The following is a 26,131-nucleotide window of genomic DNA, read 5'->3' as shown; positions in this document are numbered from 1 at the left end:
AAACGCAAGTATATTCCCCAACAGTCACACCCGTGGAAACTTGCATCTTTCGAAAAGTATCTCAGAAGAATCGGTAAGACGCTTCTGGAATATCAAGCTGAAAATTCAGCCTAAATCATAACTCAATGATATCAAAAATGGAATCTAAAAGCAAATTTTGCTTTAGCAAAATGTAACTCATGTTTAGACTTTTTTTGGGACATTTTCAATTTCGCTTGACACTTTTTCTCTTGCTAAATTTTTTCTTGATTGTCCCGATTAATGTTGGGGCTTTGACAACTTTATCATTGCCAATCTGTTCACGAATGAGTTTGAGAATTTTACCCGATTCTTTTGATGAAAAACGCAAATGATTTTTACGTTTCCCCTTGTTATTGAGTACAATAACAAATTGTCGACCAATTTTATTTTGCTTGGCGACAATTCCCTCAACTCGTGCAATTGTTTCCCAAGGAATTTGAATAAAGTCAGCAACATTGGCATCGTTAAAAAACTCGAAAGCCTTATCGCCAATGAGAAATTTCCCGTAATTGCCACCAATGCCAACATAAGCAATCCCAGCAATTGGTGGCGCTGTTTTCGTATTTAATGATTGTACCATAGTTAGATTATACCAATTTTTCATGGAAAAAGCCTGTCACAACTGACAAGCTTTCTCGACTAGCAAGTTTTACATCACGTTCAAAACGTGCATCACAACACCAAAGACAAATAAGCCGATGATGATTGCAATTGGAGAGACTTTCTTCTTGAGTAACCACATGCACAGAAAAGTCAAGAGTAAACCAGCAAGTCCTGGAATCAAACCGTCTAAGTTTTCTTGTAGAGAAGTCACTTTTTCGGGTGTCTGAGAGAGACCTTCGTCGACTAGTTTAAAGGCTTCTTGAATCCCTTTTGGCCCACTTGCCAGTTTATTCCAGTCAATGTAGGCACCTTCGGATAATTTAACGCGAGAAACTTCAAGTGTAAATTTGATAGACACCCAACGCTCAACCAATACGGCAAGGATAAACATCCCCAAAATTGATGCCCCTTTGGTAATTTCTTGCAAAAGACCGCCAGACAAATCAGATGTGATAGAAGAACCAGCCTTGTAGCCAAATTCTTGGGTATACCAGATAAATGCCCAACGAATCGCATTCCAAAGGATAAAGAAGAGAATAGGTCCAAAGATATTACCACTTAAAGCAAGTGAGGCACCAATTGCCCCTAAAATTGGGCGAACAGTAAACCAGAAAACAGGGTCACCGATACCAGCCAGAGGTCCCATCATACCGATTTTGACACCTTGAATTGCCACGTCGTCAATTGGCGCACCATTGGCACGCTCCTCTTCGAGCGCAAGGGTCACACCGATAATTGGACTTGCGACATAAGGATGGGTGTTGAAAAATTCCATATGACGCGTCAATGCAGCTGCACGATCCTCAGGTTTGGTATAAAGTTTTTTGATAGCAGGAATTAACGAGAAAGCCCAACCCAAGTTTTGCATCCGTTCATAATTCCATGAACCTTGGAGGAAAGTTGAACGCCAAGCAACTGCCAAACGGTCATTTTTTGAAAGTTTAATTTTTTCACTCATAATAGTCTTGTCAGCCTTTCTAATAGTCATTTAAAATGTCGCCAATAGGATCAGAACTGCCAGAATTACCAGATGAACTGTTACCATTGCCACCCATTTTAGATAAATTGAGATAGATGAAAGCAAGCGCAAGACCAATCGTACCAAGGGCAATCAAGCTGAGGTCGCTGACAGCAGCGAGCGCAAAACCAATGGCAAAGAAAGGCCAAACTTCGCGTGAAGCCATCATGTTGATAACGAGCGCATAACCAACGGCAACAACCATGCCACCGCCTATTGCCATACCATCAGTCAACCAAGCAGGCATTGCCTCAAGTGCTTTTTGCACACTTTCAGTTGGCACTAAAATCAAGGCTAATGCAGGAATCACGATACGAATCCCTTGTAGGAGTAGAGCAACAAAGTGATAGCGCTCAAGACCAGCAAAGTTTCCTTTTTTCGCTTCGGCATCTGCGCCATGAACCAAGCCGACCGAGATTGTCCGAACTAACATTGTCAGGAAAAGTCCTGCAACAGAAAGTGGGATGGCAGTTGAGAAAGCAACCGTGATACCTTTTGTACCAAAGTTACCAGATTGCACCATGATAATGGCAGCAGCGACACCGGCAAGCGCAGCATCGGGCGCAACAGCAGCACCGATATTTGCCCAACCGAGCGCCATCATTTGAATTGTCCCACCAAGGATAATACCAGCTTCCAAATGACCTGTTACAAGGCCAATCAATGTACAAGAAATAATAGGTTGGTGGAATTGGAACTCATCTAAGATACCTTCAAGGCCAGCCATGAAAGCGATGATGAGAACTAAAATAATTGAGATAATAGACATAGTTCTTCCTTTCTAAAGTTGTAAGTCAGTTTTTAATGAGTAGCGCACAACGCTGAAACGCTCATTAAAGTACTTTTTACTTCACGTCAGCTTTTTTAATCAAATCGAATAAATCAGCTTTTGAATCATTTGGCACTTTGCGAACGTCAAATGTGACACCGAGGTCTCGCAATTTTTCAAAGGTTTCAACGTCTTTTTTGTCCATTGACAATACTTTATTGACCATTGTTTTACCTGTTGAATGCGCCATTGAGCCGACGTTGATTGTTTTGATTGGGACACCACCTTCGACTGCTGCGAGAACATCTTGCGGATTTTCAAACAGGAGAAAAGCGTGCGTGTCGCCAAAACGTGGGTCTTTAGCGACGTCAATCATTTTTTGAATGGGGATAACATTTGCCTTAACGCCATTTGGTGCGGCTTGACCGATGAGTTGCTTGCGCAAATCGTCCTTGGCAACAGCATCAGAAACAACGATGATACGGTCAGCCTTGGAGTCAGGTGTCCAAGCAGTTGCAACTTGACCATGCAGTAGGCGTGTGTCGATGCGGACGAGATTGATCTTGATGTGACCGTCACCAAGGACAGTTCCCTCGGGAATGGCAGCAGCATGAGCGACCTCGGTAGGTGCTGCGGCAACGTCAGTGGGTTGCAACTCTTCTGGCAAGATACGAATGCCCTCTTTTGCCTCTTTGAGGATGTTTGCGACGACTTTTTCTAAGCCAGCCGTTGCATCCATCATGCGCTCCGTGTATGCTTGAATTAGCATAGGGAGATTGAGTCCAGTAATGATGGCGATTTTGCGATCATGGTTTTCAGCCAAAATAGCACTTGCTTGGTTAAACGGCGAGCCGCTCCACAAATCAGCAAGAATTAAAATCTCATCATCGGTGTCGAATGTGGCGATTGCCGCATCTAACTTTGCGCGCAAGTCGTTAGGACCCTCAGACGGCATAAAAGTCACAGCTTGGACTTTTTCTTGCTCGCCGAAAATCATTGACCCTGACTGCTTGATACCGTCGGCAAATTCGCCGTGGCTCGCAATTACGATTCCGATACTCAAATTAAGTTCCTCCTTAAAATTTTTTGTAATAAATAATGATTACACTCTATTATGCCCCCTTTTCTTGAAATTTGTCAAGCCATAACTAAGGCGCTAACTTGGAAAAAAATAGCTTTTTTCATGATGATTAAATTTTTTGAAAAAACAAGTCGCTAATAAACAAGATGTGTGTCGTTAGTTGTATGTACAAGTTTGCTTATGAATTGACAATGCCATAAAATTGTTAAATAGGCTGCTCTGAAAGATAAAAAACTTTTTCCTAGGCATATTTGAAAATTTGTTATAAAATATAACTATAACGAATTTCTGAGTTTATTGAAAAGGGTGATGTCTGGTAGCTGAGGTAGGCGTTAAGCTCTTCATCACTTCGTTCTTCAATCGCTAAAGGAGTAGCCAACCCAACGGCTAAGCGGTAAAACCACTAAGCCACGTTGTGCCTAGCTACTTCCCTAAGCTCTTCATCCCTTCGTTCTTCAATCGCTAAAGGAGTAGCCATGAGAATACAACAATTAAAATACATCATCAAAATCGTCGAAACGGGTTCGATGAATGAGGCTTCTAAGCATTTATTTGTCACGCAGCCGTCTTTGTCTAATGCTGTTCGTGAATTGGAAGAAGAAATGGGCATTAAGATTTTTACGCGTTCAACGCGTGGTATTACCTTGACTTCTGATGGTGCGGAATTTTTGGCATATGCACGGCAAATTGTTGAGCAGACTGAACTTTTGGAAGAACGCTATAAATATAAACGTGATAAAAAGGAATTATTCGCCGTTTCAGCGCAACATTATGCTTTTGTTGTCGAGAGTTTTGCAAGCATTTTGCGGGAAAATGATATGCGTAATTATGAGCTGATTCTTCGGGAAACGCGGACACATGAAGTGATTGATGATGTGCGTGATTTTCGCTCGGAAATTGGTGTGTTGTATCTCAATGATTTCAATCGTGATGTTTTGACCAAACTTTTTGCTGACAACAATATCGCTTTTACCTCTTTGTTTACGACCTCGCCACACGTTTTTATCTCCAAACATCATCCCCTTGCAGCTTATGAATCAGTCAGTTTAGATGACATGGTGGCTTTTCCCTATTTGAGTTATGAGCAGGGCGAGCGTAATTCTTTTTATTTTTCAGAAGAGATTCTCTCCACTGCGCGCCATGACAAGTCGATTGTTGTGTCTGACCGTGCTACCTTGTTTAATCTTTTGATTGGACTGGATGGCTATACGATTTCTACTGGTATTTTAAATAGCGATTTAAATGGGGATGATATTATCAGTGTGCCGCTACATGTAGATGAAACGATTGAGATTGGCTACATTCGCCATAAAAAAGGCTTGCTCTCGGAGCTCGGAGAACGTTTTTTGAAAGAACTTGAAGATAAGGCGAAGATTTGAGTATCGTATTGAGGAGAGACAGATGAATAAAAATAGAACAGAAGCTTTCACAGATGCAATTATTGCGATTGTGATGACGATTTTGGTGTTGGAATTTCCGTCAATTCATGGTGAACAGTTTGCTGATTTACTGGCGCTTAAAGATGTTTTTTTGGCTTATGTGGTCAGTTTCGTTTTTCTCATTATTTATTGGAGTAATCATCATCATATTTTTCAGTTGATTGATTTGGTCAATGGTAAAACGCTTTGGCTCAACAACGTGTTTATCTTTCTGCTAACGCTCGTCCCCTTTACGACCAACTGGTTAGGCGACCATATTTGGGCACGTGATCCTGAGCTATTGTACGCCACTTTATTTTTAGTGGTTAATGTTGTTTGGGTGTTGCTCATCAAAAATTTGGTCAAGGCAAATTCGCACAATCCGCATGTTGCGACCATTTTAGGCGATTATAAAAAATCTTATCAAACTTTAGGTCTAAACGTTTTAGCCCTAATTATCGCAATCGTTTTGCCAATCGGTGGCTTGGTTGTCAATGTGATGTCTTTCTTACTTTGGGTCGTCCCTGACAAGCGAATAGAGAAAATTAAGCGACAATCAAAGTAAGTGAAATCAGTCTGATCTTTTTTCATGATTTATTTTAGAAAATATGATAAAATTAAAGTAGTATCTTAAAAGAGAGGGTGTCAGTGTCTTGATTAAAATTTTTGGTAGGTTGCGTTATCATTGGCAACCTGAGTTGTCAATTTCAATCATTTATTGGTGCTTGGCGATTTCGCCGATTTTCATTAGTTTAGCTTTATTGTATGAAAGAATGACAATCTCGAAGACTTCTTTTCTCTTATTTATTGCTTTTATTATACTTGTTTGGGTGGGGCTGCAACGTTACTTCATTATTTCAGATAATGAAGATTTGTTGCTTTCCCCAGGTTTAGTCCCATTGTATGCGGGAAAAATGGTAATTTCTGGTATTTTTAAAATTCAAGTGAGTAAACATGCGATTGTGATTTATAGTGAACGTTTTCCAAAGGGGAAGATTTATTATATGCGACAATGGCCTAAAAAATATTTTGTGGATGCGCTGATTATCAATTCATATTTTCAAGGTGAATTAGAATTAATTGGTCACATCGATCATTATTTTGAGCTTTATGCGGAAGACAAAAAAAGCAAACTTAGTCAGATTTAACTAAGATTGCTTGAGTTGGACAGTTTTTAGCTGCTGAGATAATGCTCGGGTCGTGTGGGAGAGTGAGGTCATGCGCCTCATTGACAAGACGCACTAGACCGTTATCATCGTAGTCAAAAATTGTGTTGTAGGTGTGGCAAAGTCCGCAGGCAATGCAGTTTTCAGGAAAAATTTTTAGATTCATATGACTATTATATCAAAGAAAGGACATCATGGCGAAGAATAACGAACCATGGAATAATGAAATTTACCATGCGATGCAAGAGTCGCGTGAGGACGGACAGCCAAAACGTGCAGTGAAAAAGTCGCAAGCATCAACGAATTTTTTGACTTTCCTAGTTGTCCTCATGTTCATGATTATCGGTGGCATTGTCGTCGTTATTGTTTGGAATAATCGTTTTGTGGATAATACGAAGATTTCAACGAGTTTTTATACGAGTAAGTCAACTAGCGCTGAGGAATCAAGGTCTAGTGAGGAGAAGTCGGAGACATCCTCAGTTAAAAGTTCGGTCGAAAAGTCGGAGAAATCAGAAGAAGCAGATGACCCGACTGTTCCTGCAACGACGATAGTTGAGGATGGCGAGGGCTTGTATACGATTTCACAACGAACAGGCGTGCCGCTTGAAAAAATTGCCAAGATAAATGGCATGACTGTTGAGACTTGGTATGCCAATCCAGGACAGGAGATTAAACTAAAATGAACTTAAAAAACATTCGTATTGCGATTGACGGTCCAGCTTCTAGCGGTAAATCAACGGTTGCAAAGATTATTGCCAAGGACTTCGAGATTATTTATTTGGACACAGGTGCTATGTATCGTGCGGCAACTTATGTGGCGCTGAGCAATGGTTTAGACGAGGCTGATTTTGCGCAAACGATTAACATTTTAAAGGAAAATCCGATTTCATTTGGCGCATCATCTGATGGTCAGCTTGTTTATGTTGGTGAGGTTGACGTGACAGAGGCTATTCGTCAGCCTGATGTGACCAATGCTGTCTCTGGGATGGCGGCAATTCCTGAAATTCGTGAGTACTTGGTTGATGTTCAGCGCGTCATTGCAAGTCATGGTGGTATTGTCATGGATGGGCGCGATATTGGCACGGTTGTTTTGCCCGATGCGGAGTTGAAGATTTTTCTTGTGGCATCTGTTGAAGAACGTGCAGAACGTCGATTCAAGGAGAATTTGCAAAAAGGAATTGAAACGGAACTTACAACTTTGCAGTTTGAGATAACTGAGCGAGATCGCAAAGATTCGACACGGAAAATCAGTCCACTCAAACAAGCGGCAGATGCCATTTTACTTGATACAACAGGCATTGGTATTGCTGAAGTTGTCGAAAGAATTGAAACTTATGCCAAAGAACTTTGAACAGGTTTTCAAAGTTCTTTTTACTTTTTACAAAGAATTTGTTAAAATGTAGGAATGAATGAAAAAATAAAGCTAAGAATAGACTATTTACGCGCTAATATGAAATATCTTAATGAGGCGGAGTTGGCTGAATATGAACGGCTGACGGGGCAAAAATTGCGGGTAGAAAACCAAAATAGCTATCAGAATACTTATACAGAAGCGCAGTATTATCAAGAAGATGACGGAAATTATCAGAAAATTGAGCAACCGATAACTAATCAAGCGCCGCCAGCTAATACGAGAATGCAACGTAATAATTCTGCCAATTTTAGAAAACCTGTCAAACCTAAATCTCCTAAGCCTAAAAAAACGCGCAAAAAAGTTGGCTTTGGCAAAAGAATTTTACAATTGCTTGGTCTTGTTTTACTTGTCATGGTCGGCTGCTTTGTTTTTGGCTATTTTCGTGGTAAGGCGAATGCGCCTAAGGGACTAAAAACGGAGCAATTTGCGGGAATTAAAGCACCATCTGGGGCGACAAATATTCTCATTCTCGGTACTGATCAGCGTGATTTTCAGACCTCTGGCGATGCGCGCAGTGACTCAATCATGGTCATGCAGATTAACAGCAAAGATAATAAAATTAAACTTGTTAGTTTTATGCGTGATACGCTAGTTTATCAGCCTGGTGTGAGTCAATATGGTGCGGATACAAAGATTAATGTTGCTTATAATATCGGTGAGCAGGAGGGCAATAAGGGCGCAGATTACATGCGTGAGGTGCTCAAGGAAAATTTCAATATTGATATTCAATATTATGCTTTAGTTAATTTCAATAGTTTTGCAACGGTAATTGATTCGCTGTACCCATTGGGTGTCAAGATAGATGCACAATTTGCGACAATTGAGGGGCAAGCAGTCGGCTCAGTTGATGTACCCGATGACCTGAATTGGACACCTGAGAAACAAGATCCCATTCAGACGATTAAAGTTGGTAAACAGCGTATGGATGGGCGTACTTTGCTGAATTATGCGCGTTTTCGTAAGGATGATGAGGGCGATTTTGGGCGGACAAAACGTCAACAACAAGTTATGTCAGCGATTATGTCGGGTGCGAAAAATCCATTGACCTTGTTCACAGGTAGTTCGGCATTGGGGACGATAAAGGGTGTGACTTCGACCAATGTTAGCGATTTGTTTATGTTGACGCATGCGCCAGGGGTGTTGATTGATGCGACTAAAGGGCTTGAGACTTATACTGTGCCTGAAAATAACGATTGGCTTGAGACTTATGATCAGTATGGCGGACTAGGTCTGTTTATTGATTTTGACAAATATGAGGCTAAGTTGCAAGATTTGCTCGGGTAGTATTGTCGGAAACTAAGTTGGGCATCTCTAAAAACTCAGATTCGCTCATTTTTGTCAGCTCATAAAATCGCAGACAATAAAAAGATGTGCCCCTGCGGTTACTCGGTGCATGAAAAAATTTTATCTAAAAATGAACAAAAGCAAATCTTTTTGCTGAAAATTATTTTTGATACTTGTTCGCAATACTGTGGCAGCACAGTGATTAGGGGCTTGATTTTCGCAACAGTATTTGGTTTGTCAAGTTTGATGAATTAAGAAATTTGGATGAGATTTAAATAAAACACGATTTTCAATATTGAAAGTCGTGTTTTTGTAAGTCTTAACCATGCTCATTGGCAATTAAAACAGTTTCAAAATTGAATTCGCTTGGAATATGTTTGGCAATTGAAAACTCAAAGATTCGACCGTCGCTGAGAAAGGCGATTTGCTCTTGCTGAAGAAGAAAATCATTGTCAGTAATTTTCAGATAGGCTTTTTCAAGCGCCGTTGGGCGAACGCCAGAAATTTTGACATGCGCGCTTTTTATTGTTAGTTTCAGCTCGTCATGGATATATTTATAAATAGAGTTTTGAAGTTCTTTTGTTGTTAGGTTTGGAATGACCTCAAGCGGCATCCAAGTGTATTCGATAATAGAGGGAATGTTTTTGATTGTTCGCAGACGGATGATTTTATAAACCAGTGTTTCAGCGTCAATTCCCAATTTTTCAGCGATAAATGCTGTGGGAACTTCGGCAGAAAACCCGATGATTGTTGAGGTCAAATCGCCGTCATGGAGGGCAGCAGTTCCAGAAAGTGGTGTGAATTTGGTAATTGATGAGTTGCTGAAATCTTTGACAAATGTTCCTGAACCCCGACGGCGAACGATATAACCTTCTTGAACCAGTAGATTAATGGCTTTGGTAATTGTTAGCTCACTAACATTAAACTGTTCAGCAAGAATCCGACCTTGTGGCAATTTTTCATTGATTGGATATTTTCCTGATTCAATGTCGTATTTAATTTGGGTGTAAATGTCAATGTATTTGGTATTTGTTCTCATCATGGCTCCTTACTTCTAATCTTAGCTATTACCATTATACCATTATTTTCCTAAAAAATATCTATATAGTTTAAAAAGTTTATTTGTTTGTGAATATATAAACTATATAGATAAAATAAACGAAAAATACTTATTAAACAACGATTTTAAAAATAATTTTAAAAAAATGTTGACAAAACAAAAACAAAACTGTATACTTTTAAATATAGGAAGCGCTTTCTTATTAACAGTGAGTTTTAGCTGATTGATGACAATCAGTTGACTCAATATCTCAACAAGGAGTTAGACAGATATGACTTATCAAGCAAACAAAAGTCGCTATGATAACATGATTTATCGTTCTGTTGGAAAAAGTGGGCTGAAATTGCCTGCTGTTTCTTTAGGACTTTGGCGCAATTTTGGCGATGATGTGCCTTTAGCAACGCAAAAAGACTTGATTTTGACGGCATTTGATCTCGGCATTACGCATTTTGATATTGCCAATAACTATGGTGGTGGTTCAGCTGAACGGAATTTTGGTCTGATTTTCAAGGAAGAATTGCAAGGTTATCGTGATGAGCTAATTGTTTCGACAAAAGCGGGTTATGGCATGTGGGACGGTCCTTATGGGGACGGTGGGTCGCGCAAGTATTTGGTATCAAGTTGTGATGCCAGTCTCAAAAGGCTCGGTTTGGATTATGTTGATATTTTTTATCATCATCGTTATGATCCTGAAACGCCACTTGAAGAAACAGCAGTTGCACTTGACTCACTCGTTCGTAGTGGCAAGGCAATGTATATCGGTATTTCAAACTATTCTGCCGACGAGGCAAGAAACATCAGCACCATTTTCAAGGCGCTAAAAACACCTTTTATCATCAATCAGATGAAGTATAACATGCTGGAACGCGAGTTTGAGTCGACGTTGAAGGCGGCAACGGCTGACGAGGGGATTGGTAATATTTCCTTTAGTCCCTTGGCGCAAGGGCAGCTGACTGGGCGGTATCTAAATGGCATTCCGAAAGATTCTCGTGTGTCACGCAAAGGTGCTTTGACGGATGAGGCGACATTTGAGAAGAATTTGGCGACTGTTCGTGCGCTACAAAAAATTGCTGAACTGCGTCATCAAACGATGGCGGAGCTTGCGATTGCTTGGCAACTTCGCGATGCTGCTGTTACAAGTGTTCTTGTTGGTGCAAGTCGTGTTAGTCAGTTGCAAGAAAATGTTCGTGCGCTTGATAATATCAGCTTTACAACTGAAGAATTGCAAGCGATTGACAAAATTTTAAAAGAAAATGAAAAGAAGTAGTTATCTTAAATAACAAGGAGAAAATAGTCATGGAAGAAATGGAACTTATTGCGTTTCAAATGATTGCCGCAATCGGCGAATCAAAAAGTTTTATCATGCAAGCGATTGCAAAAGGTCGCGACAATGAAATCGCAGCAGCAAAAGAGTTGCTTAAAGAGGCAGGAACAAAATTGGCAGTTGCTCATAATGAACACTTTGGCTTGATTCAAAAAGAGGCAAGTGGTGAAAAAGTTGATTTTGGTATTTTGTTCATGCACGCTGAGGATCAGCTGATGACAACAGGTTTGATGAAAGACATGGCGGAGCAGATGATTGATATGTATGAAAAAATGTATGAATTGACGGCGAAATAAAGGAGGAGTTATGGTAACAGAAGTCAAACAAACCAATCCATTCTTGAAAAAATTGAGTGATTTTGCGCAAGCTGCAGCTTCACAACGGTATTTTCGAGCAATGCGTGACGGTTTTGTCTCATCAGTTCCTTTTCTCGTTTTAGCGGGTTTGTTGATTTTGGTCAACAATGTTATCATTTCCCCAGACGGTGGGTGGATTGCTGGTTTTGTCAATCACGACACGCTTAGCACTTGGCAAGAATTAGGAAATAAAATTATTAACGGTTCGTTAAACTGCTATTCATTATTGATTGCTATCATGATTGCTTATTCGCTAGGCTCTAGCCGAAAAGCAGAGAACCCGATTTTTTGTTCAGCTGTTGCTGTTGGCGTGATTTTTACACTCATGCCTTTAGTCAATGAAGTTGTGCCAAATGGTGCTGAAAAAGCGGTCGAAGTTGGTGGTGTTTTACCTTTTTCACTCCTTGGTACATCAGGTATTTTCGTAGCAATTTTTGCCTCAATGTTGTCAACTGAATTGTTCGTTTGGCTAGGTAAAAATGAAAAATTGAAAATTAAATTGACAGGTAGCGTGCCACCGGCAGTTGCTCAATCATTCAATGCTTTGACAGCGATTATCATTACTTTGGTTGTTGCTGGTTTTGTCTCATTTGGTATTCATCAGTTGACGAATTTGGAAGTCCATGCTTTGATTAACAAAGTTATTCAAGCGCCAATGGTTGGCTTGACAACGAGTTTGCCTGGGTTCATTATCTTGTGTTTTTTTACCAATCTTTTGTTTGCACTTGGCATTCATCCGTCAGGTATTGTTAATCCAATTCTTGAGCCACCATTATTGACTGCAATGGCTGAAAATTCGGATGCTTTCAAAAATCATTTAGATATTCCGCATATCATTGTTTTGCCGTTTCGCGATTTGTATGGGCATATCGGTGGGACTGGCTCGACGATTGCACTTGTCATTGCGATTTTTATCGTGTCAAGAAAGCAGTTTAATCGTGATTTTGCTAAAATGTCTGGTCCGCTCAGTATTTTCAATATCAACGAGCCGATTATTTACGGTTTTCCAGTCGTTTTCAATCCATTGATTATGATTCCGTTCATTTTTGGCCCACTTATCTGCTTCGTCATTGCCTACTTTGCGACAGCGGCGGACTTGGTAAGTCGTATTGCGGTTTATGTGCCATGGTCAATGCCACCACTTATTAACGGTTTTGTTGCCTCAGGCGGAGACTTTAGAAATGTGATTTTGCAGTTAGTGCTGATTGCTTTAATGGTGGTCATCTACATGCCATTTCTTAAAGCCTATGAACTCAGCATGGACACAGCAACTGAAACTGCTGATGTCAATGGAACAGAACTAGCAGATGATGATTTTTCAGATTTTGCTGACTTTCAGTAATTAAATTTGCGCTAAGCGCTTAAAATAAAGGAGATTTTATAATGACAACAAACATTCTACTATGCTGTAACGAAGGCATGTCAACGAGCTTTTTGGTCAACAAAATGATTACTGTTGCTGAAAACAATAAATTAGACGTCAAAATTTGGGCAGTCGCTGAACCGCGTGTTGACACCGAATCTGATAACGCCGATGTTGTTTTGTTAGGGCCACAATTGGCGTTCCTAGAGGACAAAATCACAGAACGCATTGGCGAAAAAGTACCAGTTAAAGCAATCAGCGCTGAAGATTTTGGTCGTGTCAATGCGCCTGCTGTTTTGAAACAAGCACTCAATCTTGTTCGTGAACGTCGCGCACAACAATAATTTATACTGTTCAAATATAACACCAAGCTTATTTAATCAAGCAGATTTTCAATACTTTTTCTGTTTGATTTTATATTAATGGCATATGAAAATAGCATTGAAATTATCATGAAAATCATTTCATGCAAAGAAGAAAGAGGAAATATCAAATGACATTAGTTTCAGGATTTATCGGTTTTGGCAAAAGTGCCAATCGTTACCATTTGCCTTACGTCAATTTACGTGAAAACATCAAGGTTAAAACGATTTTTGATTTGAAAATCAATGAAGAATTGGCGATCCCTTATCGCGAAAAAGGCGTGAACTTTACAACGGACATTAACGACTTGCTTTTTGATGATGAAATTGAACTCGTTACGATTTGTACACCAGCTCACACGCATTATGAGCTTGCCAAACAAGCGATTTTAGCAGGAAAATCGGTTATTGTTGAAAAACCTTTCTGTGATACGGTGGCACATGCCAAGGAATTATTTGCACTTGGTCGTGAAAAAGGCGTGCTTGTCATGCCTTATCAAAATCGTCGTTTTGACGGAGATTATTTGGCAGTTAAACAAGTCATTGCACAAGGTTTCCTTGGCAACATTAATGAAGTCGAAACGCATATTGACTACTACCGCCCAAATAGTTTTACTGAATCTGGTGTCAAGGAAAATGGCTCGTTCTATGGTCTTGGCATTCATACCATGGATCGCATGATTGCACTTTTTGGTCGCCCAGATACCGTTGCTTACGATATTCGCAACAATGAGGTTGCAGGTGCTGTTGACAATTATTTCGACGTTGATTTGCATTATGGCAATACGCTCAAGGTTAAAGTCAAGACGAACCACGTTGTAGCGAGTGACTATCCGCGTTTTATCGTGCATGGTAGTAATGGTTCATTTATCAAATATGGCGAAGATCAGCAAGAAAATGATCTCAAAGCTGGTGTGATGCCTGATGCTGCTGGTTTCGGTGAAGATTCTGTCATGTATTACGGCATTGCCAAATATCGCAATTCAAATGGTGATTGGATTGAAAAGCAAATTAAAACACCGCTTGGCGATTATGGACGTTACTATGACTCAGTTTATGAAACAATCAAAAATGGTGCTGAAAAACTTGTTTCTGACGAAGAAGCGCTAACGAATATTCAAATTTTGGAGGCGGGCTTCAATGCGCCAAGTCCAAGTGTTTATAAAGTGGAGGAACTCTAATTATGAATCGAATTTTAGCTTGTACAGCATCAGATTTCGGCAAAGCAACAACACCTTTGGCAATCAAAGAGGCGATTAAATCTTCTGAAGGTCGTGTTATTTTAGTCAATTTGGCAGCAGAGAATGCGCCTTTATATCCTGAAGTAACCAATGGCGAAATGGCTGCAGCATTTGGTGCGGACCTTTTGTTACTCAAAGGAATTGATGTTCAAACATTGAAAATAGCTGGTTTAGGCACTATTAAACATTTGTCAGAAGTCCGAAAATTAACTGGTACAGGTATCGGTGTCAATTTGGAAATTGCTGACGGTGGCTCAGATTTCAAACGTTTGACAGTTGAATCACTTGCCGAAGTCTTGAATAAGGGGGCTGATTTCCTATCATTGACAGCTTACGTGAAACCTGAAGCAACACCCGAACGGATTATTTCTGACATTAAACTCACGCGCGCAAGCTACGACGGTTTTCTCATGCTCAACCCAGTCGTCAGCCACGGCGCTGATTTGAAACTTGAGAACTTGCTTGCCTATGTTAATGCAGGTGTTGATATGCTGACCTTACCAGCACCTGGTGCTGTTGCAGGTGTCACTGAGGACAAGTTGGCTGAGCTTATCTTGGCGCTTCGTGCGGCCGGTGCTTTGGTGTCAACAACTGTCGGCACATCACAAGAAGGGACTGACAAGGAAACAATTCAAGCTATCGCACTTGCTGCAAAACGTGCAGGCGCTGATGTTTTCGAGCTTGGGGATGCAGGTGTTGCAGGTATGCCTGTTCCAACAACGATTTATAATGCTTCAATTGCTATTCGTGGTCAACGTCACACATTTGTTCGTATGGCGCGATCTGCTAATCGTTAAGTTGTTAGCTCCAAACATCAAGACATCTAAAATTAAAAACATGATACTAAAAAGCGATGCGCCCTAGGCGCAAACTTTCGTAGAAAGTTAGCTTGAAGTTCAAATTAAGGAGGAAAACTATGTCTACACAAACAAAAGAGAAAAAAAGTTTTATTTCCAAAGTCAATGACTATGCGCAAACAGTTGCCTCAGAAATGCACATGCGCGCCTTGCGTGACGGCTTTGTGACCTCATTACCATTCCTATTTATCGCTGGAATTATGATTCTCATCAATTATGTTATCTTAGCACCAGATGGTTTTTTACTTGGTAAAGTCGTTGATGCAGCGCTTTTGACAACGATTCAAGGTTTTGGTGCTCGTCTTATTAATGGTAGCATGAACATTTTCTCGGTTATCGTTATCGTCTTGATTTCAAACTCTATCGCTAAATCTCGTAAGTTGCCAAATGCTGGATTAGCCATTTCAGTGGCTTTGGGTGCCTTTTTTATCACGCTACCAATGGCGACTAAATTCTCAATTACTGAACTTGACAATTTAGTAGAGGTGCCAGGCGCTATCGCCTCATCAGCTTTTGGCACGCAGACAATGCTGATTGCCATTCTTTGCGCCATGCTTGCAACAGAATTATATGCGAAATTTTTGCAAAGTGCCAAATTTAAAATCAATATGGGGTCAAATGTGCCAGAAGCAGTTACTGAATCCTTTAATTCCCTCTTTCCAATCGCCTTTACCTTAATCATCTTTGCGGCGTTTACCTTCTTTGTTCATCAAATTTCTGGACAAGAATTACAAGAGTTAATCAATAACACGATTCAAAAACCTTTACTTGGTTTAACGACACATCCAGTTGGTTTCCTTGTTTTGGAATGTATCGGTATTCTATTATTTTCTGTCGGCATTCATCCAACAGGTGTGACACCATTTGTTGACCCGATATTAACGCTTGCGACAAATGAAAATGCTGAAGCATTTGCAGCACATCAAGCGATTCCGCATATTATTACAACGCCATTTCGTGATTTGTACGGTCATATCGGTGGTACAGGTCAAACTTTAGCGCTAGTTATCGTTATTTTCTTCCTATCCAGACGGAAATCAAATCGAACATTTGGCAAAATGACCCTGCCAACGTCAATTTTTAATATCAATGAACCCATTATTTTCGGCTTTCCAATCGTTTTTAACCCGTTCATGATGATTCCATTTGTTTTAGCGCCAATGGTATCACTGATTATCGCCTATATTGCGACATCACTTGACTTGGTCAGCCGAATTGTTGTCTACGTCCACTGGTCAACACCACCCTTTTTAAACGCTTTCTTTGCCTCAGGTGGCGATTTCCGCAATGTCATCTTGCAACTTGTCGTCCTTGTCATTTCAGTTTTTATCTACATTCCTTTTCTCAGTTTGTATGAAAATACAATGCCTGTTGAAGATGAAAATGGAGAAGTTGAAGTAGCAGACGATGACTTTAGTGATTTTGCTGATTTTACTTGATTAAGTTGATATACGAAAAAGCCTTATGACATTTATTTGTGATATGGCTTTTTAAACTATATATTTTAAAACATCGTTAAATGTATATAAATAAACAAAAATTTACTAATTTATAAAAAATAGGTTGACAAAAATTCATTAAAACTATATAATTTTAAACATAAGAAAACGCGTTTTTAAAATAAAGGAGAAAAATTCAATGATGAATGCCCTAACAGCTTGGATGGAAAAACATATCGTACCAATTGCTGTCAAAATTGGTGGTCAAAAACATTTGATTGCGCTTCGTGATTCATTTGTTGGTATGTTACCAGCAACAATGGCGGGTGCTATTGCAACCATGATTTCCGCAATCGTCGGAACATTTCCGTCATCTATTCTACAATTAGTTCACGCTAAAGACACATCTTGGGATGTGTCAAAAGTCCCTATTCTCAACGAAATCAATGCTGTTTCATCGCTTGTTTCGCAAGGTACTTTAACCATTATCGGTCTTATTTTTGCCTTTTCATGGGGCTATAATTTAGCGAAAGCCTATAAAGTCAATGAACTTGCAGGCGGAATTGTTGGTGTTGCAGCTCTTTTTGCAGGTCTACCAAATATCCTTGGCAAAGTTACAGTTGGGCTTTCTGACAAAGCGCTTGCAACGATTAATAAAAATATCGCCGCTGAGGGGTTGAATAACTGGAAACCAATGTTTGCGGCGGCGCAACTTGACGCGGGTGCTTACTTTACCGTTATCATCATGGGCGCACTTGCTGTCATTATTTACGCTAAACTCATGTTGGCTGACATCACAATCAAGATGCCTGACCAAGTACCACCAGCAGTATCAAAAGCCTTTTTGGCAATTATTCCAACAATTGTTGCTGTGTATCTTGTTGCTATTATTTACTATGTTTTGGAACGTTTGACTGGTCATGAACTGATTTATCTCATTGCCAAATATATCGCTGAACCTTTCCAAGCTTTATCTCAAAGTATTGTTTCAATTTTGCTCGTCACTTTTTTTGTCTCACTTTTTTGGTTCTTTGGTATTCATGGGCCAAATGTTCTGGCTGCTGCTCTCGATGGTATTTGGTTGCCGCTTCAGTATGATAATATGGAGCTTTACCATCGTATTCATCTTGACGGCATTAAAGAGTTGGTTGCCAAGGGGGCGATTGACAAGCAACATGCTATAAATGGTGAATATGTCACGCTTTGGACACGCGGTTCATGGGATGCTTTCGCATGGTTTGGCGGTTCAGGCGGTACAATTACGCTCTTGATTGCCATTTTGTGGCTCAGTAAACGACCTGATTATCGAACAGTTGCCAAACTCGGTATTGCACCAGGCTTATTTAATATTATGGAACCAGTCATGTTTGGTTTGCCAATCGTTTTGAACTCAATTCTTTTCATTCCATTACTTTTAGGACCAGTTGTCTCAGTTCTTATTGCTTATTATGCAACAGCATGGGGTCTAGTTGCACCAGTAACACTCAGTGTCCCATGGGTTACACCGCCGATTCTTAATGCTTTCATGGCAACAGGTTTCGACTGGCGCGCCATTATCGTAACCTTGATTGCAATGGCAGCCTCATTTGTTATCTGGATGCCATTTGTTGCAGCGGCTAATAAAATTGAAGAATAAATTTAGCTAGAAAATTGTGCAGATTAACGCGTTCTGCACGATTTTTATATTTTATGATATAATATGAATATCACTTAAATAGAGGTATGGAAATGACGAAATTAAAATATGGTATTATGGGCGGTGCAAGCATTGTGCCAAGATTTGTGACAGCTTTAAAGCAAAGCGATGAAAGTTTAGCGCAAGCGCTTGCAACAAGAGATATAATGAAAACGCAAAAATTGGCAGAGGAGCTTGATATTCCTGTTGTTCACGCGACCTATGAAGATTTAGTAGCAGATCCAGAACTTGATGTTATCTATATTCCTTTATGGAATAAGGGGCATTTTGAAGGTGCTAAATTGGCGATTGAAGCGGGGAAAAATGTTTTATTAGAAAAGCCTTTTACCCTGAAAACGAGTGAGGCCAAGGCGCTATTTGCTTTAGCTCACAAGCATAATGTTTTTCTAATGGAAGCACAAAAAGCTGTTTTTTTGCCCGTCATTCAAAAAGTTAAGGCAGCAATTGACTCGGGTAAAATCGGTAAAATTGAGTGGGTTGATGCGCAACAGTCACATCCTGGTGTTGAAGAAATCCCATGGTTTGAGGAAGCGACAGCTGGCGGTGGCGCATACATTGGCAGTGCCTCCTATCCTTTGAGCGTTTTGCAGTACTTGTTTGGCACTGGTTTTGATTCTGTTAATGGTTATCTGACACATTTGAAAGGGAAATCTGATACAAAAGGGCAAGTGATTGTGACCAAAGGCAATCTAATGATGAGTTCACTGATTACAACGAGTTTTCAGTTGGAAAGTCGGATGGTTATCTATGGTACTAAAGGGAAAATCACGATTCCAGATTATTGGAAAACGGATCGCGCGATTATCGAAACTGAGTGGCAAACGCAAAAAATTGATTTGCCACATGACAGCGAGTTTGTCTTTGAAATTGCGCATGTTGCCGCCTGTCTAAAAAATGGTAATTTGACAAGTCCGATCATGACACCAGAACTAACGATTGCGACTGGAAAAGTTGTTGAAACGCTATATCAAGAAAGTTTTGGGCAAGATTATTTGTGCTAACTCTATTTTGAAAACGTTAAGCTAGAAATAAACTGTTTTCTTCAGGTTAATTTAAGAAAAATCAGGTAAAATAGAGTAAAATGAAGGAAGTCAAGAAATTCATAAAAAGTGAGGAATTTAAATGATTAAAATTTTATTAGTAGAAGATGACCTGTCTTTGTCAAATTCGGTTTATGATTTTTTGGAAAATTTTGCTGATGTTGTGCAGGTTTTCGATGGCGCTGAAGGCTTGTATGAAGCCGAGATGAATATTTACGACATCATTTTACTTGATTTAATGCTACCTGAAAAAAATGGTTTCGAGGTTCTTACTGAATTACGTGGAAAAGGTATCAAAACACCTGTTCTTATCATGACAGCTAAGGAAAGTCTTGATGATAAAATGCACGGTTTTGATGTTGGTGCTGATGATTATCTGACCAAACCTTTTTATCTGGATGAGCTAAAGGCGCGGATTCAAGCACTACTCAAGCGTTCAGGTAAACTTGAAGATACGGCGTTGCTCAAATATGGCGAACTGGTTGCTAACACTTCCAACAATCATGTGACGGTCGACGGTCAGCCAGTTGAGATTTTGGGGAAAGAATTTGATTTGCTTGTTTATTTTCTACAAAATCGCAATGTTATTTTACCTAAAGAACAAATTTTTGATCGAATTTGGGGGTTTGATTCAGATACAACGGTGACTGTGGTCGAAGTTTATATGTCAAAATTGCGCAAGAAACTTAAAAATACAGAATTTGCTGAAAATCTTGCTACTTTGCGTAATGTCGGCTATATTTTGAGATAATGTCAATTCAGTTGTTAGATTGAAGTTTCTATAATTGCGCCTAATTATAACATTAGATTAAGGGGATTATGAAAAAAATCATCAAGAAATGGCAGAAGAAAAATAATATTAAAAGTTTTTTAAAGTCTGACGGCAAGAATTTTTTGCAATTTTTTGTCGTTTTCACGGCGATTTTTGTGGCGCTTTCGGTTATTATCTTACAAACCTTGACGACTGGTATCTATAAGTCAACGGACGAATCAATCAAAAATTTGTCTGAAAATCATGAGCAATTAGTGATGAATGCAAGGCATGACTATGATATTGCAACTTTTTTTGTACATGAAGTTTTGCCAGAAAATTCAGAAAATGGTGAGAATGCGATTACACATATTCAAGAAGTGTCAAATTTTTCACCCAATCAGACGACACTTTTCTACGATAAAAACGGTCATATCCTCAAATCCGATAACGAAAGAGTAACGATTGCTGATAGTATCAAGTTTCGCCCAGCAACGATTAATAAACTCAGAAATATTATCGTAAAAAATCCTTATAATGGTGCTGATTTACTTTATCGAACGATTTTGTTGAAAGCTGATTTGACAGGTTTACAGACCAATATCGCCTATATCCAAATCTTGGTCAATGTTGATCAGCTTGCAGACAGTCTTGCGCGTAGCAAAATCATCATTTTGACGACAATGATTGCTTTTTGGTTTATTTCTTTAGGTGCCAGCATTTATCTTTCAAAATGGTCAATGAAACCTGTTATTTCGGCTTATGAAAAGCAGAAAAATTTTGTTGAAAATGCTAGTCATGAACTGCGAACGCCGCTTGCGATTTTACAAAATCGACTAGAACTCCTGTTTCAGAAGCCTAATGCCACAATTATTGACCAAAGTGAAAATATCTCTCAAAGTCTAGCAGAAGTCCGCAATATGCGGCTTTTGACCAGTAATTTACTCAATCTCGCCAAACGTGATGACGGTTTAAAAGTTGAGCTAAGCGAAGTTGATAAAAAATATTTTGAGACGATTTTTGACAATTATGCACTTTTAGCAGAAAATTCAAATCGACAATTCACAAGCTCAGTCCAATTTTTTGGGAAAGTCAAGCTTGATCAAGCTTTGATTAAACAATTACTGACGATTTTATTTGACAATGCGGTCAAATATTCAGATACCGATAGCCAAATCAACATCAAAGTTGAAAAGTCAAGTCAAAGTCTAACGATTACGACTACTGACAATGGTTTTGGTATTTCTGATGCTGATAAGAAGAAAATTTTTGATCGGTTTTATCGCGTTGACAAGGCGCGAACACGTCAAAAAGGCGGTTTTGGTCTCGGTCTCTCACTTGCCAAGCAAATTGTTACAGCATGTGGTGGCAAGATTGATGTCCAAGATAATCAACCAAAAGGTACGAAGTTTATTGTGAAATTGAAAGTTTGACTCCCTATTTGACAGGGAGTTTTTTCATCTTTAAAAACAGACAAAATTCAGAAAATAGGTTAAAATAGGTTTAGGAATAAAAACTATATTATTTTCGGAGGATACAATGTCTATTTTAGAAAAGGTAAACGAACCAAAAGATTTCAAGAATTTTACAATTTCACAACTGACAGAACTTGCAGATGATGTACGGGCGTTAATTATTGACAAAGTTTCAAAAGTTGGTGGACATTTTGGTCCTAACATGGCGGTTGTTGAGATGATCGTTGCCTTACACAAAGTTTTTAACTCACCAGTTGACAAATTTATCTGGGATGTTAGCCATCAAAGTTACCCACACAAGGTTTTGACAGGTCGTAAAAGTGGCTTTACTGACGGTCATTTTCATGATGTGACGGGCTTTACGAGCCAAGCTGAAAGTGCGCATGATTTCTTCACGATTGGTCATACCTCAACCTCAGTTGCTAATGCTGTTGGGCTAGCGCACGCGCGCGATTTAACAGGTACAAAAGGAAACGTCATCGCTATCATCGGTGACGGCTCGCTCAGTGGCGGTCTAGCGCTTGAAGCACTCAATAATGCAGGAGATTACACCAAAAATCTGATTATTATCGCTAATGATAATGAGATGTCAATTGCTGAGAATCACGGTGGTCTCTACAAAAGTCTAGCTGATTTGCGCAATTCAAATGGGACAAGCACCAACAATATTTTCAAAGCCTTCAATCTTGATTATCGCTATCTGGAAAATGGTCATGATATGGCGGCACTCGTTGCATTATTTGAAGAGGTCAAAGATATTGACCATCCAATCGTTCTCCATATTCACACGGAAAAAGGTCACGGTTATACCCCATCACTTGACAATAAAATCGCTTGGCATTGGCATTCTCCATTTGACAAGGCAACAGGTCTTAGCCCAACTAACACTAATGATGGCGAAAACTTTGTCAAGATTGTCAATGATTTTATGGATGAAAAATTGGCTGATGGTGTGCCATTAGTTGCGATAAATGCTGCGATTCCAGGCATTTTCAATCTTAAAGACTTTGAAAGTCGTCATCCACATAATTATGTGGATGTTGGGATTGCTGAGCAGTACTCAATTACTTACGGCGGAGCGCTTGCTGCTGGTGGTGCACGCCCGATTATTTTCCATAACTCAACTTTTTTGCAACGTGCTTATGACCAACTTTGGCATGATTTGGCGATTAATAATGAACCAGCTATTGTGATTGTCAAGGGCAATAAAATTGACGGCAGTGATGTGACACATCAAGGAGATTTCGGTCTTGGTATGATAACCAATATCCCTAATCTCGTGACACTTGCGCCAACCTCGTCAGAGGAGCTGCTTGCGATGTTAGCATGGGGAATATCACAAACTGATCAGCCAGTTATCATTTTTATGCCAGAACATGGTGTAGTACACCGTTTAAGTAAACTAAAAACATTTGAAAAGCCAGTGTATGATGTCGTTAAAACTGGCGAAAAAGTCGCAATTCTAGGACTTGGCGGCTTGTTTAGTCATGCAGAAAAAGCTGTTTTGGAACTTGAAAAATCAGGCATTTCAGCAACCCTTGTCAATCCATTATTCGCAGGAGACCTTGACAAGGTAACTTTGACAGAACTTGCAAGTACTCATGACCTCATTGTGACAATTGAAGATGGTGTTCTTGCGGGTGGATTTGGCGAAAAAGTCAGTGCCTTTCTTGGTAAATCAGATGTTAAAGTCTTGAATTTCGGCGCTGATAAAGAATTTAACGATTCGGTTCCGCTTGATACACTTTACGAGCGGTATCATCTGACAATTGAGTTGCTTGTTGCTGATATTTTGGCGAGTTTATGATTAAAAATTTGTTAATTGCGCCAGTCAGATTTTATCAAATCGCCATTTCTCCCTTGTTACCAGGTGCTTGTCGTTATCATCCGACTTGTTCCAACTATATGATTGTTGCCATTCAAAAACATGGTTTCTTGGGTCTTATTATGGGAATGGCTCGCATTTTACGTTGTAATCCTTTTGTCAAAGGCGGTGTGGACTACGTACCTGACCATTTTTCATTAAAGAGAAATCCTGTTAGTCCCTACAAATGAAAAGGTAAGTTCGAGAGAACTTATTTTTTCATTGACTTTAGCTAATGAATTAGATATAATTAACCTATCAGATAGCTGATAACAGATGGCTTGAGAATAGGGAGAATATCAAGATGAAAATTACAAGCGTAGATGTCATGGCATTGGAACAAGATCCAGATTCAAAAAATCGCCCGATTATTTGTCGGGTCAACACAGACGAGGGAATTTACGGTTATGGCGAGGCGGCGATTGCCATTGGAACAGGTGCCAATGCGGCATATGAGCTGATAAAAGATTTGGCACCGATGATTATTGGTAGGGATCCTTTTGACAATGAGGTTATCTGGGAGAAATTGTTCAAGTCGTCATTTTGGGCGCAAGGAAATGGTGCGATTGAGCTATCGGCGATTTCTGCCATTGATATTGCCCTTTGGGACATCAAAGGTAAGGCCTTGAATCTGCCACTTTACAAACTTTTGGGCGGGAAACAGCGAGAGTCTCTACGTTGCTATGCCAGTCAGATTCAATTTGGTTGGGCGACAGAGACTTTTAATCCGCTGAAAGCGCCAAGTGGTGCGCCCGAGTTTTATGCACAGGCGGCACGCAAGGCGGTTGACCAAGGCTATACTGCTGTCAAAGCAAATTTCATGCGCTTTGATGAAAATGGCGATATGTTGTCTCACGAGGCTGCGACAGGTTACTTGTCTAAAAAAATGATGACATTGGTCGAAGAAAGAATGAAAGCTGTCCGTGATGAAGTCGGCTATGACATCGATCTTATTGTTGAAAATCACGCCATGACGGACGCGGCAACGGGCTTACAGATTGCAAAATTATGTGAAAAGTATGATGTTATGTTTCTCGAAGAACCGACGATGCCGCTCAATCCAAAAGTTTTTGAGAAAATTCAGCACCAGACCTCTGTGCCACTCGCAACTGGTGAGCGTTCTTATACGCGTTGGGGCTTTCAGCCCTTTATTGACAATCAGAGTTTGACCGTTATTCAGCCCGATATTGGCAATTGTGGCGGACTTACTGAGGCTAAGAAAATTTGTGATATGGCGCATATTTATGACCTTAGTGTACAAATGCACGTTTGTTCGAGTCCGCTTAGTGTGGCGATTAGTCTGCATTTGGAGACTGCGATTCCAAATTTCATGATTCACGAACATCATATCACAAATACGACACCGTTCAATATTGCCCAGTGTCGATATGATTATCAGCCAGTTGATGGCTATATCACAGCGCCAGATTTGCCTGGTATTGGGCAAGAAATTTCCGATGAGGCGTTGAGTAAAGCGAGGATTGAGACGATTTCATGAAAAAAATTGAGAAAAAGAGTTTATCGGCGCAAGTTTTCGAGACGCTAAAAGCTGAAATTGTGTCTGGCAATCTAAAAGTCGGCGATAAATTGCCGTCAGAAAGCAGTTTGGTTGAACAGCTTGGTGTTGGCAAATATTCGATTCGCACAGCCTTGCAAAAGTTGGAAAATGTTGGCTTGATTGAGATTCGCGTAGGGAAAGGGAGTTTTGTTCGTGCCACGCAAACGCAGGAAGCGTTTCAAGTACGCTTGGAAACGCGATTATCTGAAAATGATGTGAGGGAAATTTCTGAGTATCGGCTGACAAATGAGGTAGCGATTGTCAATTTGGCAATGACAAAAGCGACAGCAGCTGATTATAAAAAACTAAGAAAGATACTGCGAAATATGGATCAAGCCATGGCTGAAAATGACTTGAAAAGACATTCGGAGCTTGATTATCAGTTTCATTTGGCGATTTGCAAGATGACGAGAAATGAGATTCTGATTTCAACTTATGAATTTGTCGCCCAAAAAATATGGGCGCATACCTTGTATTTGAATGAGATTTACATTCAACAGTACACCCTTCACGAGGGCGAGGACTTGCATTGGTGTATCCTAAAAGCAATGCAAGCTAAGGATAAAGACACTTGTTATCAATGTTATCTGGAAATGTTAGGTTTGTGCTAAAATGCCATGAGTTGCTGAGTATTACTTTATCAGATTTTATCTCTTGCCAAAATACTTCTCAATATTGGCAAGATGATGAACAAGGACAAGTAACCTAGACAGCTTGTCCACACACGCGCCGTTAGGTGCAAAAAAGAGTCGTGTATTAGCGTACATGACTCCTTTGTGTTAAAATTAGGCTCTTTGTCAAATCGTGTGGGAAACTCCTTTCCCCTATAAAGCAAGTAACTGATCACGGTCATTTCATAAATTTAATTTATCCGACAAATTCCGAAATTTCACAAGTTAAATAGCTATTTCAGACGATTATTTCCCTAACCGCTTTAATTTTCATAAAAAATCTGTTAAACTTTCGTTATG

27 protein-coding genes are annotated in these 26,131 nt (G+C 39.8%); 21 read left to right on the top strand and 6 right to left on the bottom strand.

Annotation, left to right across the window (positions count from 1 at the left end):
* Positions 1 to 205: 205 nt before the first annotated feature.
* From Hs30E_RS06335 to Hs30E_RS06320, 4 genes are all read right to left on the bottom strand, one after another.
* Entirely contained in the window at positions 206 to 601 is a 396-nt protein-coding gene (locus Hs30E_RS06335; RefSeq protein WP_172208920.1) for a DUF956 family protein, read from the bottom strand.
* A gap of 69 nt (positions 602 to 670) precedes the next feature.
* Positions 671 to 1,582, bottom strand: a complete 912-nt coding sequence (locus tag Hs30E_RS06330) for a PTS system mannose/fructose/sorbose family transporter subunit IID (protein WP_172208926.1) — start codon at positions 1,580 to 1,582, stop codon at positions 671 to 673.
* Positions 1,583 to 1,601: 19 nt separating this feature from the next.
* Entirely contained in the window at positions 1,602 to 2,411 is an 810-nt protein-coding gene (locus tag Hs30E_RS06325) for a PTS mannose/fructose/sorbose transporter subunit IIC (protein WP_172208919.1), read from the bottom strand.
* A gap of 76 nt (positions 2,412 to 2,487) precedes the next feature.
* The gene (locus Hs30E_RS06320) at positions 2,488 to 3,474 is read right to left on the bottom strand and encodes a mannose/fructose/sorbose PTS transporter subunit IIA (RefSeq protein WP_172208917.1); all 987 of its coding nucleotides are present in this window, start codon (positions 3,472 to 3,474) and stop codon (positions 2,488 to 2,490) included.
* A gap of 494 nt (positions 3,475 to 3,968) precedes the next feature.
* Here Hs30E_RS06320 and Hs30E_RS06315 point away from each other — a divergent pair, with 494 nt between their 5' ends.
* The 3 genes from Hs30E_RS06315 (at position 3,969) to Hs30E_RS06305 (ending at position 6,058) form a co-directional block, all read left to right on the top strand.
* Positions 3,969 to 4,871 carry a LysR family transcriptional regulator gene (locus Hs30E_RS06315; RefSeq protein ID WP_172208915.1) on the top strand — a complete coding sequence of 301 codons (903 nt, stop codon included), beginning with the start codon at positions 3,969 to 3,971 and terminating at the stop codon, positions 4,869 to 4,871.
* 22 nt (positions 4,872 to 4,893) lie between these two features.
* Positions 4,894 to 5,475 (top strand): TMEM175 family protein, encoded by a 582-nt coding sequence (locus Hs30E_RS06310; RefSeq protein ID WP_172208913.1) that lies wholly within the window; start codon positions 4,894 to 4,896, stop codon positions 5,473 to 5,475.
* An 88-nt stretch (positions 5,476 to 5,563) separates the two neighbouring features.
* Positions 5,564 to 6,058: an EbsA family protein gene (locus Hs30E_RS06305; RefSeq protein ID WP_172208911.1), complete on the top strand. Its 495-nt coding sequence runs from the start codon at positions 5,564 to 5,566 to the stop codon at positions 6,056 to 6,058.
* Here Hs30E_RS06305 and Hs30E_RS06300 read toward each other — a convergent pair.
* Complete coding sequence (locus tag Hs30E_RS06300; protein ID WP_172208909.1) at positions 6,045 to 6,242, bottom strand: ferredoxin; 198 nt, start codon at positions 6,240 to 6,242, stop codon at positions 6,045 to 6,047. The genes Hs30E_RS06305 and Hs30E_RS06300 overlap by 14 nt on opposite strands.
* Positions 6,243 to 6,270: 28 nt before the next feature.
* Here Hs30E_RS06300 and Hs30E_RS06295 point away from each other — a divergent pair, with 28 nt between their 5' ends.
* Genes Hs30E_RS06295 through Hs30E_RS06285 form a run of 3 tightly spaced genes read left to right on the top strand, consistent with a single transcriptional unit; the run spans position 6,271 to position 8,774 of the window.
* Positions 6,271 to 6,759, top strand: a complete 489-nt coding sequence (locus Hs30E_RS06295) for an SAG1386/EF1546 family surface-associated protein (RefSeq protein ID WP_172208907.1) — start codon at positions 6,271 to 6,273, stop codon at positions 6,757 to 6,759.
* Entirely contained in the window at positions 6,756 to 7,427 is a 672-nt protein-coding gene (gene cmk, locus Hs30E_RS06290) for a (d)CMP kinase (protein ID WP_172208905.1), read from the top strand. Before Hs30E_RS06295 ends, cmk begins: the two co-directional genes overlap by 4 nt.
* Before the next feature lie 54 nt (positions 7,428 to 7,481).
* The gene (locus tag Hs30E_RS06285; protein ID WP_172208903.1) at positions 7,482 to 8,774 is read left to right on the top strand and encodes an LCP family protein; all 1,293 of its coding nucleotides are present in this window, start codon (positions 7,482 to 7,484) and stop codon (positions 8,772 to 8,774) included.
* A 319-nt stretch (positions 8,775 to 9,093) separates the two neighbouring features.
* On the opposite strand, the gene Hs30E_RS06280 is transcribed toward Hs30E_RS06285, so the two are convergent.
* Positions 9,094 to 9,813 (bottom strand): GntR family transcriptional regulator, encoded by a 720-nt coding sequence (locus Hs30E_RS06280; RefSeq protein ID WP_172208924.1) that lies wholly within the window; start codon positions 9,811 to 9,813, stop codon positions 9,094 to 9,096.
* A gap of 292 nt (positions 9,814 to 10,105) precedes the next feature.
* Here Hs30E_RS06280 and Hs30E_RS06275 point away from each other — a divergent pair, with 292 nt between their 5' ends.
* The 15 genes from Hs30E_RS06275 (at position 10,106) to Hs30E_RS06205 (ending at position 25,771) form a co-directional block, all read left to right on the top strand.
* The gene (locus Hs30E_RS06275) at positions 10,106 to 11,101 is read left to right on the top strand and encodes an aldo/keto reductase (protein WP_172208901.1); all 996 of its coding nucleotides are present in this window, start codon (positions 10,106 to 10,108) and stop codon (positions 11,099 to 11,101) included.
* Between the two features lie 29 nt (positions 11,102 to 11,130).
* A complete protein-coding gene (locus tag Hs30E_RS06270; protein WP_172208899.1) occupies positions 11,131 to 11,454 on the top strand; it encodes a PTS lactose/cellobiose transporter subunit IIA in 324 nt (107 codons plus the stop codon).
* Between the two features lie 10 nt (positions 11,455 to 11,464).
* Positions 11,465 to 12,856 (top strand): PTS sugar transporter subunit IIC, encoded by a 1,392-nt coding sequence (locus Hs30E_RS06265; RefSeq protein WP_172208897.1) that lies wholly within the window; start codon positions 11,465 to 11,467, stop codon positions 12,854 to 12,856.
* 41 nt (positions 12,857 to 12,897) lie between these two features.
* Positions 12,898 to 13,221, top strand: a complete 324-nt coding sequence (locus Hs30E_RS06260) for a PTS sugar transporter subunit IIB (protein WP_172208895.1) — start codon at positions 12,898 to 12,900, stop codon at positions 13,219 to 13,221.
* Positions 13,222 to 13,370: 149 nt separating this feature from the next.
* Complete coding sequence (locus Hs30E_RS06255) at positions 13,371 to 14,420, top strand: oxidoreductase (protein WP_172208893.1); 1,050 nt, start codon at positions 13,371 to 13,373, stop codon at positions 14,418 to 14,420.
* Positions 14,421 to 14,422: 2 nt separating this feature from the next.
* A complete protein-coding gene (locus tag Hs30E_RS06250) occupies positions 14,423 to 15,277 on the top strand; it encodes a DUF7916 family protein (protein WP_172208891.1) in 855 nt (284 codons plus the stop codon).
* A 119-nt stretch (positions 15,278 to 15,396) separates the two neighbouring features.
* Positions 15,397 to 16,776 carry a PTS sugar transporter subunit IIC gene (locus tag Hs30E_RS06245; RefSeq protein ID WP_172208889.1) on the top strand — a complete coding sequence of 460 codons (1,380 nt, stop codon included), beginning with the start codon at positions 15,397 to 15,399 and terminating at the stop codon, positions 16,774 to 16,776.
* Between the two features lie 202 nt (positions 16,777 to 16,978).
* A complete protein-coding gene (locus Hs30E_RS06240) occupies positions 16,979 to 18,412 on the top strand; it encodes a PTS sugar transporter subunit IIC (RefSeq protein WP_172208922.1) in 1,434 nt (477 codons plus the stop codon).
* 92 nt (positions 18,413 to 18,504) lie between these two features.
* Positions 18,505 to 19,473, top strand: a complete 969-nt coding sequence (locus tag Hs30E_RS06235; protein ID WP_172208887.1) for a Gfo/Idh/MocA family protein — start codon at positions 18,505 to 18,507, stop codon at positions 19,471 to 19,473.
* 121 nt (positions 19,474 to 19,594) lie between these two features.
* Complete coding sequence (locus tag Hs30E_RS06230) at positions 19,595 to 20,263, top strand: response regulator transcription factor (protein WP_172208885.1); 669 nt, start codon at positions 19,595 to 19,597, stop codon at positions 20,261 to 20,263.
* Between the two features lie 68 nt (positions 20,264 to 20,331).
* Positions 20,332 to 21,696 carry a sensor histidine kinase gene (locus Hs30E_RS06225; protein ID WP_172208883.1) on the top strand — a complete coding sequence of 455 codons (1,365 nt, stop codon included), beginning with the start codon at positions 20,332 to 20,334 and terminating at the stop codon, positions 21,694 to 21,696.
* 106 nt (positions 21,697 to 21,802) lie between these two features.
* The gene (locus tag Hs30E_RS06220; protein ID WP_172208881.1) at positions 21,803 to 23,545 is read left to right on the top strand and encodes a 1-deoxy-D-xylulose-5-phosphate synthase; all 1,743 of its coding nucleotides are present in this window, start codon (positions 21,803 to 21,805) and stop codon (positions 23,543 to 23,545) included.
* Complete coding sequence (yidD, locus tag Hs30E_RS06215; RefSeq protein WP_172208879.1) at positions 23,542 to 23,793, top strand: membrane protein insertion efficiency factor YidD; 252 nt, start codon at positions 23,542 to 23,544, stop codon at positions 23,791 to 23,793. Before Hs30E_RS06220 ends, yidD begins: the two co-directional genes overlap by 4 nt.
* A gap of 113 nt (positions 23,794 to 23,906) precedes the next feature.
* Complete coding sequence (locus Hs30E_RS06210) at positions 23,907 to 25,100, top strand: mandelate racemase/muconate lactonizing enzyme family protein (RefSeq protein ID WP_172208877.1); 1,194 nt, start codon at positions 23,907 to 23,909, stop codon at positions 25,098 to 25,100.
* Positions 25,097 to 25,771 carry a FadR/GntR family transcriptional regulator gene (locus Hs30E_RS06205; RefSeq protein WP_172208875.1) on the top strand — a complete coding sequence of 225 codons (675 nt, stop codon included), beginning with the start codon at positions 25,097 to 25,099 and terminating at the stop codon, positions 25,769 to 25,771. The genes Hs30E_RS06210 and Hs30E_RS06205 overlap by 4 nt, the downstream gene beginning before the upstream one ends.
* Positions 25,772 to 26,131: the final 360 nt, after the last annotated feature.

Origin of the sequence: Pseudolactococcus hodotermopsidis, assembly GCF_011170085.1 — a bacterium.
Lineage (GTDB): Bacteria > Bacillota > Bacilli > Lactobacillales > Streptococcaceae > Pseudolactococcus > Pseudolactococcus hodotermopsidis.
The sequence above is the reverse complement of the archived record's forward strand: the minus strand, read 5'-3'. Positions and strand labels throughout refer to the sequence as shown.

Excerpts from the sequence above, each read along its gene's own strand:
- Hs30E_RS06260 (WP_172208895.1), top strand. The coding sequence starts at position 12,898 with ATGACAACAAACATTCTACTATGCTGTAACGAAGGCATGTCAACGAGC.
- Hs30E_RS06225 (WP_172208883.1), top strand. The coding sequence starts at position 20,332 with ATGAAAAAAATCATCAAGAAATGGCAGAAGAAAAATAATATTAAAAGT.
- Hs30E_RS06220 (WP_172208881.1), top strand. The coding sequence starts at position 21,803 with ATGTCTATTTTAGAAAAGGTAAACGAACCAAAAGATTTCAAGAATTTT.
- Hs30E_RS06210 (WP_172208877.1), top strand. The coding sequence starts at position 23,907 with ATGAAAATTACAAGCGTAGATGTCATGGCATTGGAACAAGATCCAGAT.
- Hs30E_RS06250 (WP_172208891.1), top strand. The coding sequence starts at position 14,423 with ATGAATCGAATTTTAGCTTGTACAGCATCAGATTTCGGCAAAGCAACA.
- Hs30E_RS06335 (WP_172208920.1), bottom strand. The coding sequence starts at position 601 with ATGGTACAATCATTAAATACGAAAACAGCGCCACCAATTGCTGGGATT.
- Hs30E_RS06240 (WP_172208922.1), top strand. The coding sequence starts at position 16,979 with ATGAATGCCCTAACAGCTTGGATGGAAAAACATATCGTACCAATTGCT.
- cmk (WP_172208905.1), top strand. The coding sequence starts at position 6,756 with ATGAACTTAAAAAACATTCGTATTGCGATTGACGGTCCAGCTTCTAGC.
- Hs30E_RS06255 (WP_172208893.1), top strand. The coding sequence starts at position 13,371 with ATGACATTAGTTTCAGGATTTATCGGTTTTGGCAAAAGTGCCAATCGT.
- Hs30E_RS06285 (WP_172208903.1), top strand. The coding sequence starts at position 7,482 with ATGAATGAAAAAATAAAGCTAAGAATAGACTATTTACGCGCTAATATG.
- Hs30E_RS06270 (WP_172208899.1), top strand. The coding sequence starts at position 11,131 with ATGGAAGAAATGGAACTTATTGCGTTTCAAATGATTGCCGCAATCGGC.
- Hs30E_RS06280 (WP_172208924.1), bottom strand. The coding sequence starts at position 9,813 with ATGAGAACAAATACCAAATACATTGACATTTACACCCAAATTAAATAC.
- Hs30E_RS06245 (WP_172208889.1), top strand. The coding sequence starts at position 15,397 with ATGTCTACACAAACAAAAGAGAAAAAAAGTTTTATTTCCAAAGTCAAT.
- Hs30E_RS06315 (WP_172208915.1), top strand. The coding sequence starts at position 3,969 with ATGAGAATACAACAATTAAAATACATCATCAAAATCGTCGAAACGGGT.
- Hs30E_RS06295 (WP_172208907.1), top strand. The coding sequence starts at position 6,271 with ATGGCGAAGAATAACGAACCATGGAATAATGAAATTTACCATGCGATG.
- yidD (WP_172208879.1), top strand. The coding sequence starts at position 23,542 with ATGATTAAAAATTTGTTAATTGCGCCAGTCAGATTTTATCAAATCGCC.
- Hs30E_RS06330 (WP_172208926.1), bottom strand. The coding sequence starts at position 1,582 with ATGAGTGAAAAAATTAAACTTTCAAAAAATGACCGTTTGGCAGTTGCT.
- Hs30E_RS06300 (WP_172208909.1), bottom strand. The coding sequence starts at position 6,242 with ATGAATCTAAAAATTTTTCCTGAAAACTGCATTGCCTGCGGACTTTGC.
- Hs30E_RS06230 (WP_172208885.1), top strand. The coding sequence starts at position 19,595 with ATGATTAAAATTTTATTAGTAGAAGATGACCTGTCTTTGTCAAATTCG.
- Hs30E_RS06275 (WP_172208901.1), top strand. The coding sequence starts at position 10,106 with ATGACTTATCAAGCAAACAAAAGTCGCTATGATAACATGATTTATCGT.
- Hs30E_RS06310 (WP_172208913.1), top strand. The coding sequence starts at position 4,894 with ATGAATAAAAATAGAACAGAAGCTTTCACAGATGCAATTATTGCGATT.
- Hs30E_RS06205 (WP_172208875.1), top strand. The coding sequence starts at position 25,097 with ATGAAAAAAATTGAGAAAAAGAGTTTATCGGCGCAAGTTTTCGAGACG.
- Hs30E_RS06235 (WP_172208887.1), top strand. The coding sequence starts at position 18,505 with ATGACGAAATTAAAATATGGTATTATGGGCGGTGCAAGCATTGTGCCA.
- Hs30E_RS06265 (WP_172208897.1), top strand. The coding sequence starts at position 11,465 with ATGGTAACAGAAGTCAAACAAACCAATCCATTCTTGAAAAAATTGAGT.
- Hs30E_RS06325 (WP_172208919.1), bottom strand. The coding sequence starts at position 2,411 with ATGTCTATTATCTCAATTATTTTAGTTCTCATCATCGCTTTCATGGCT.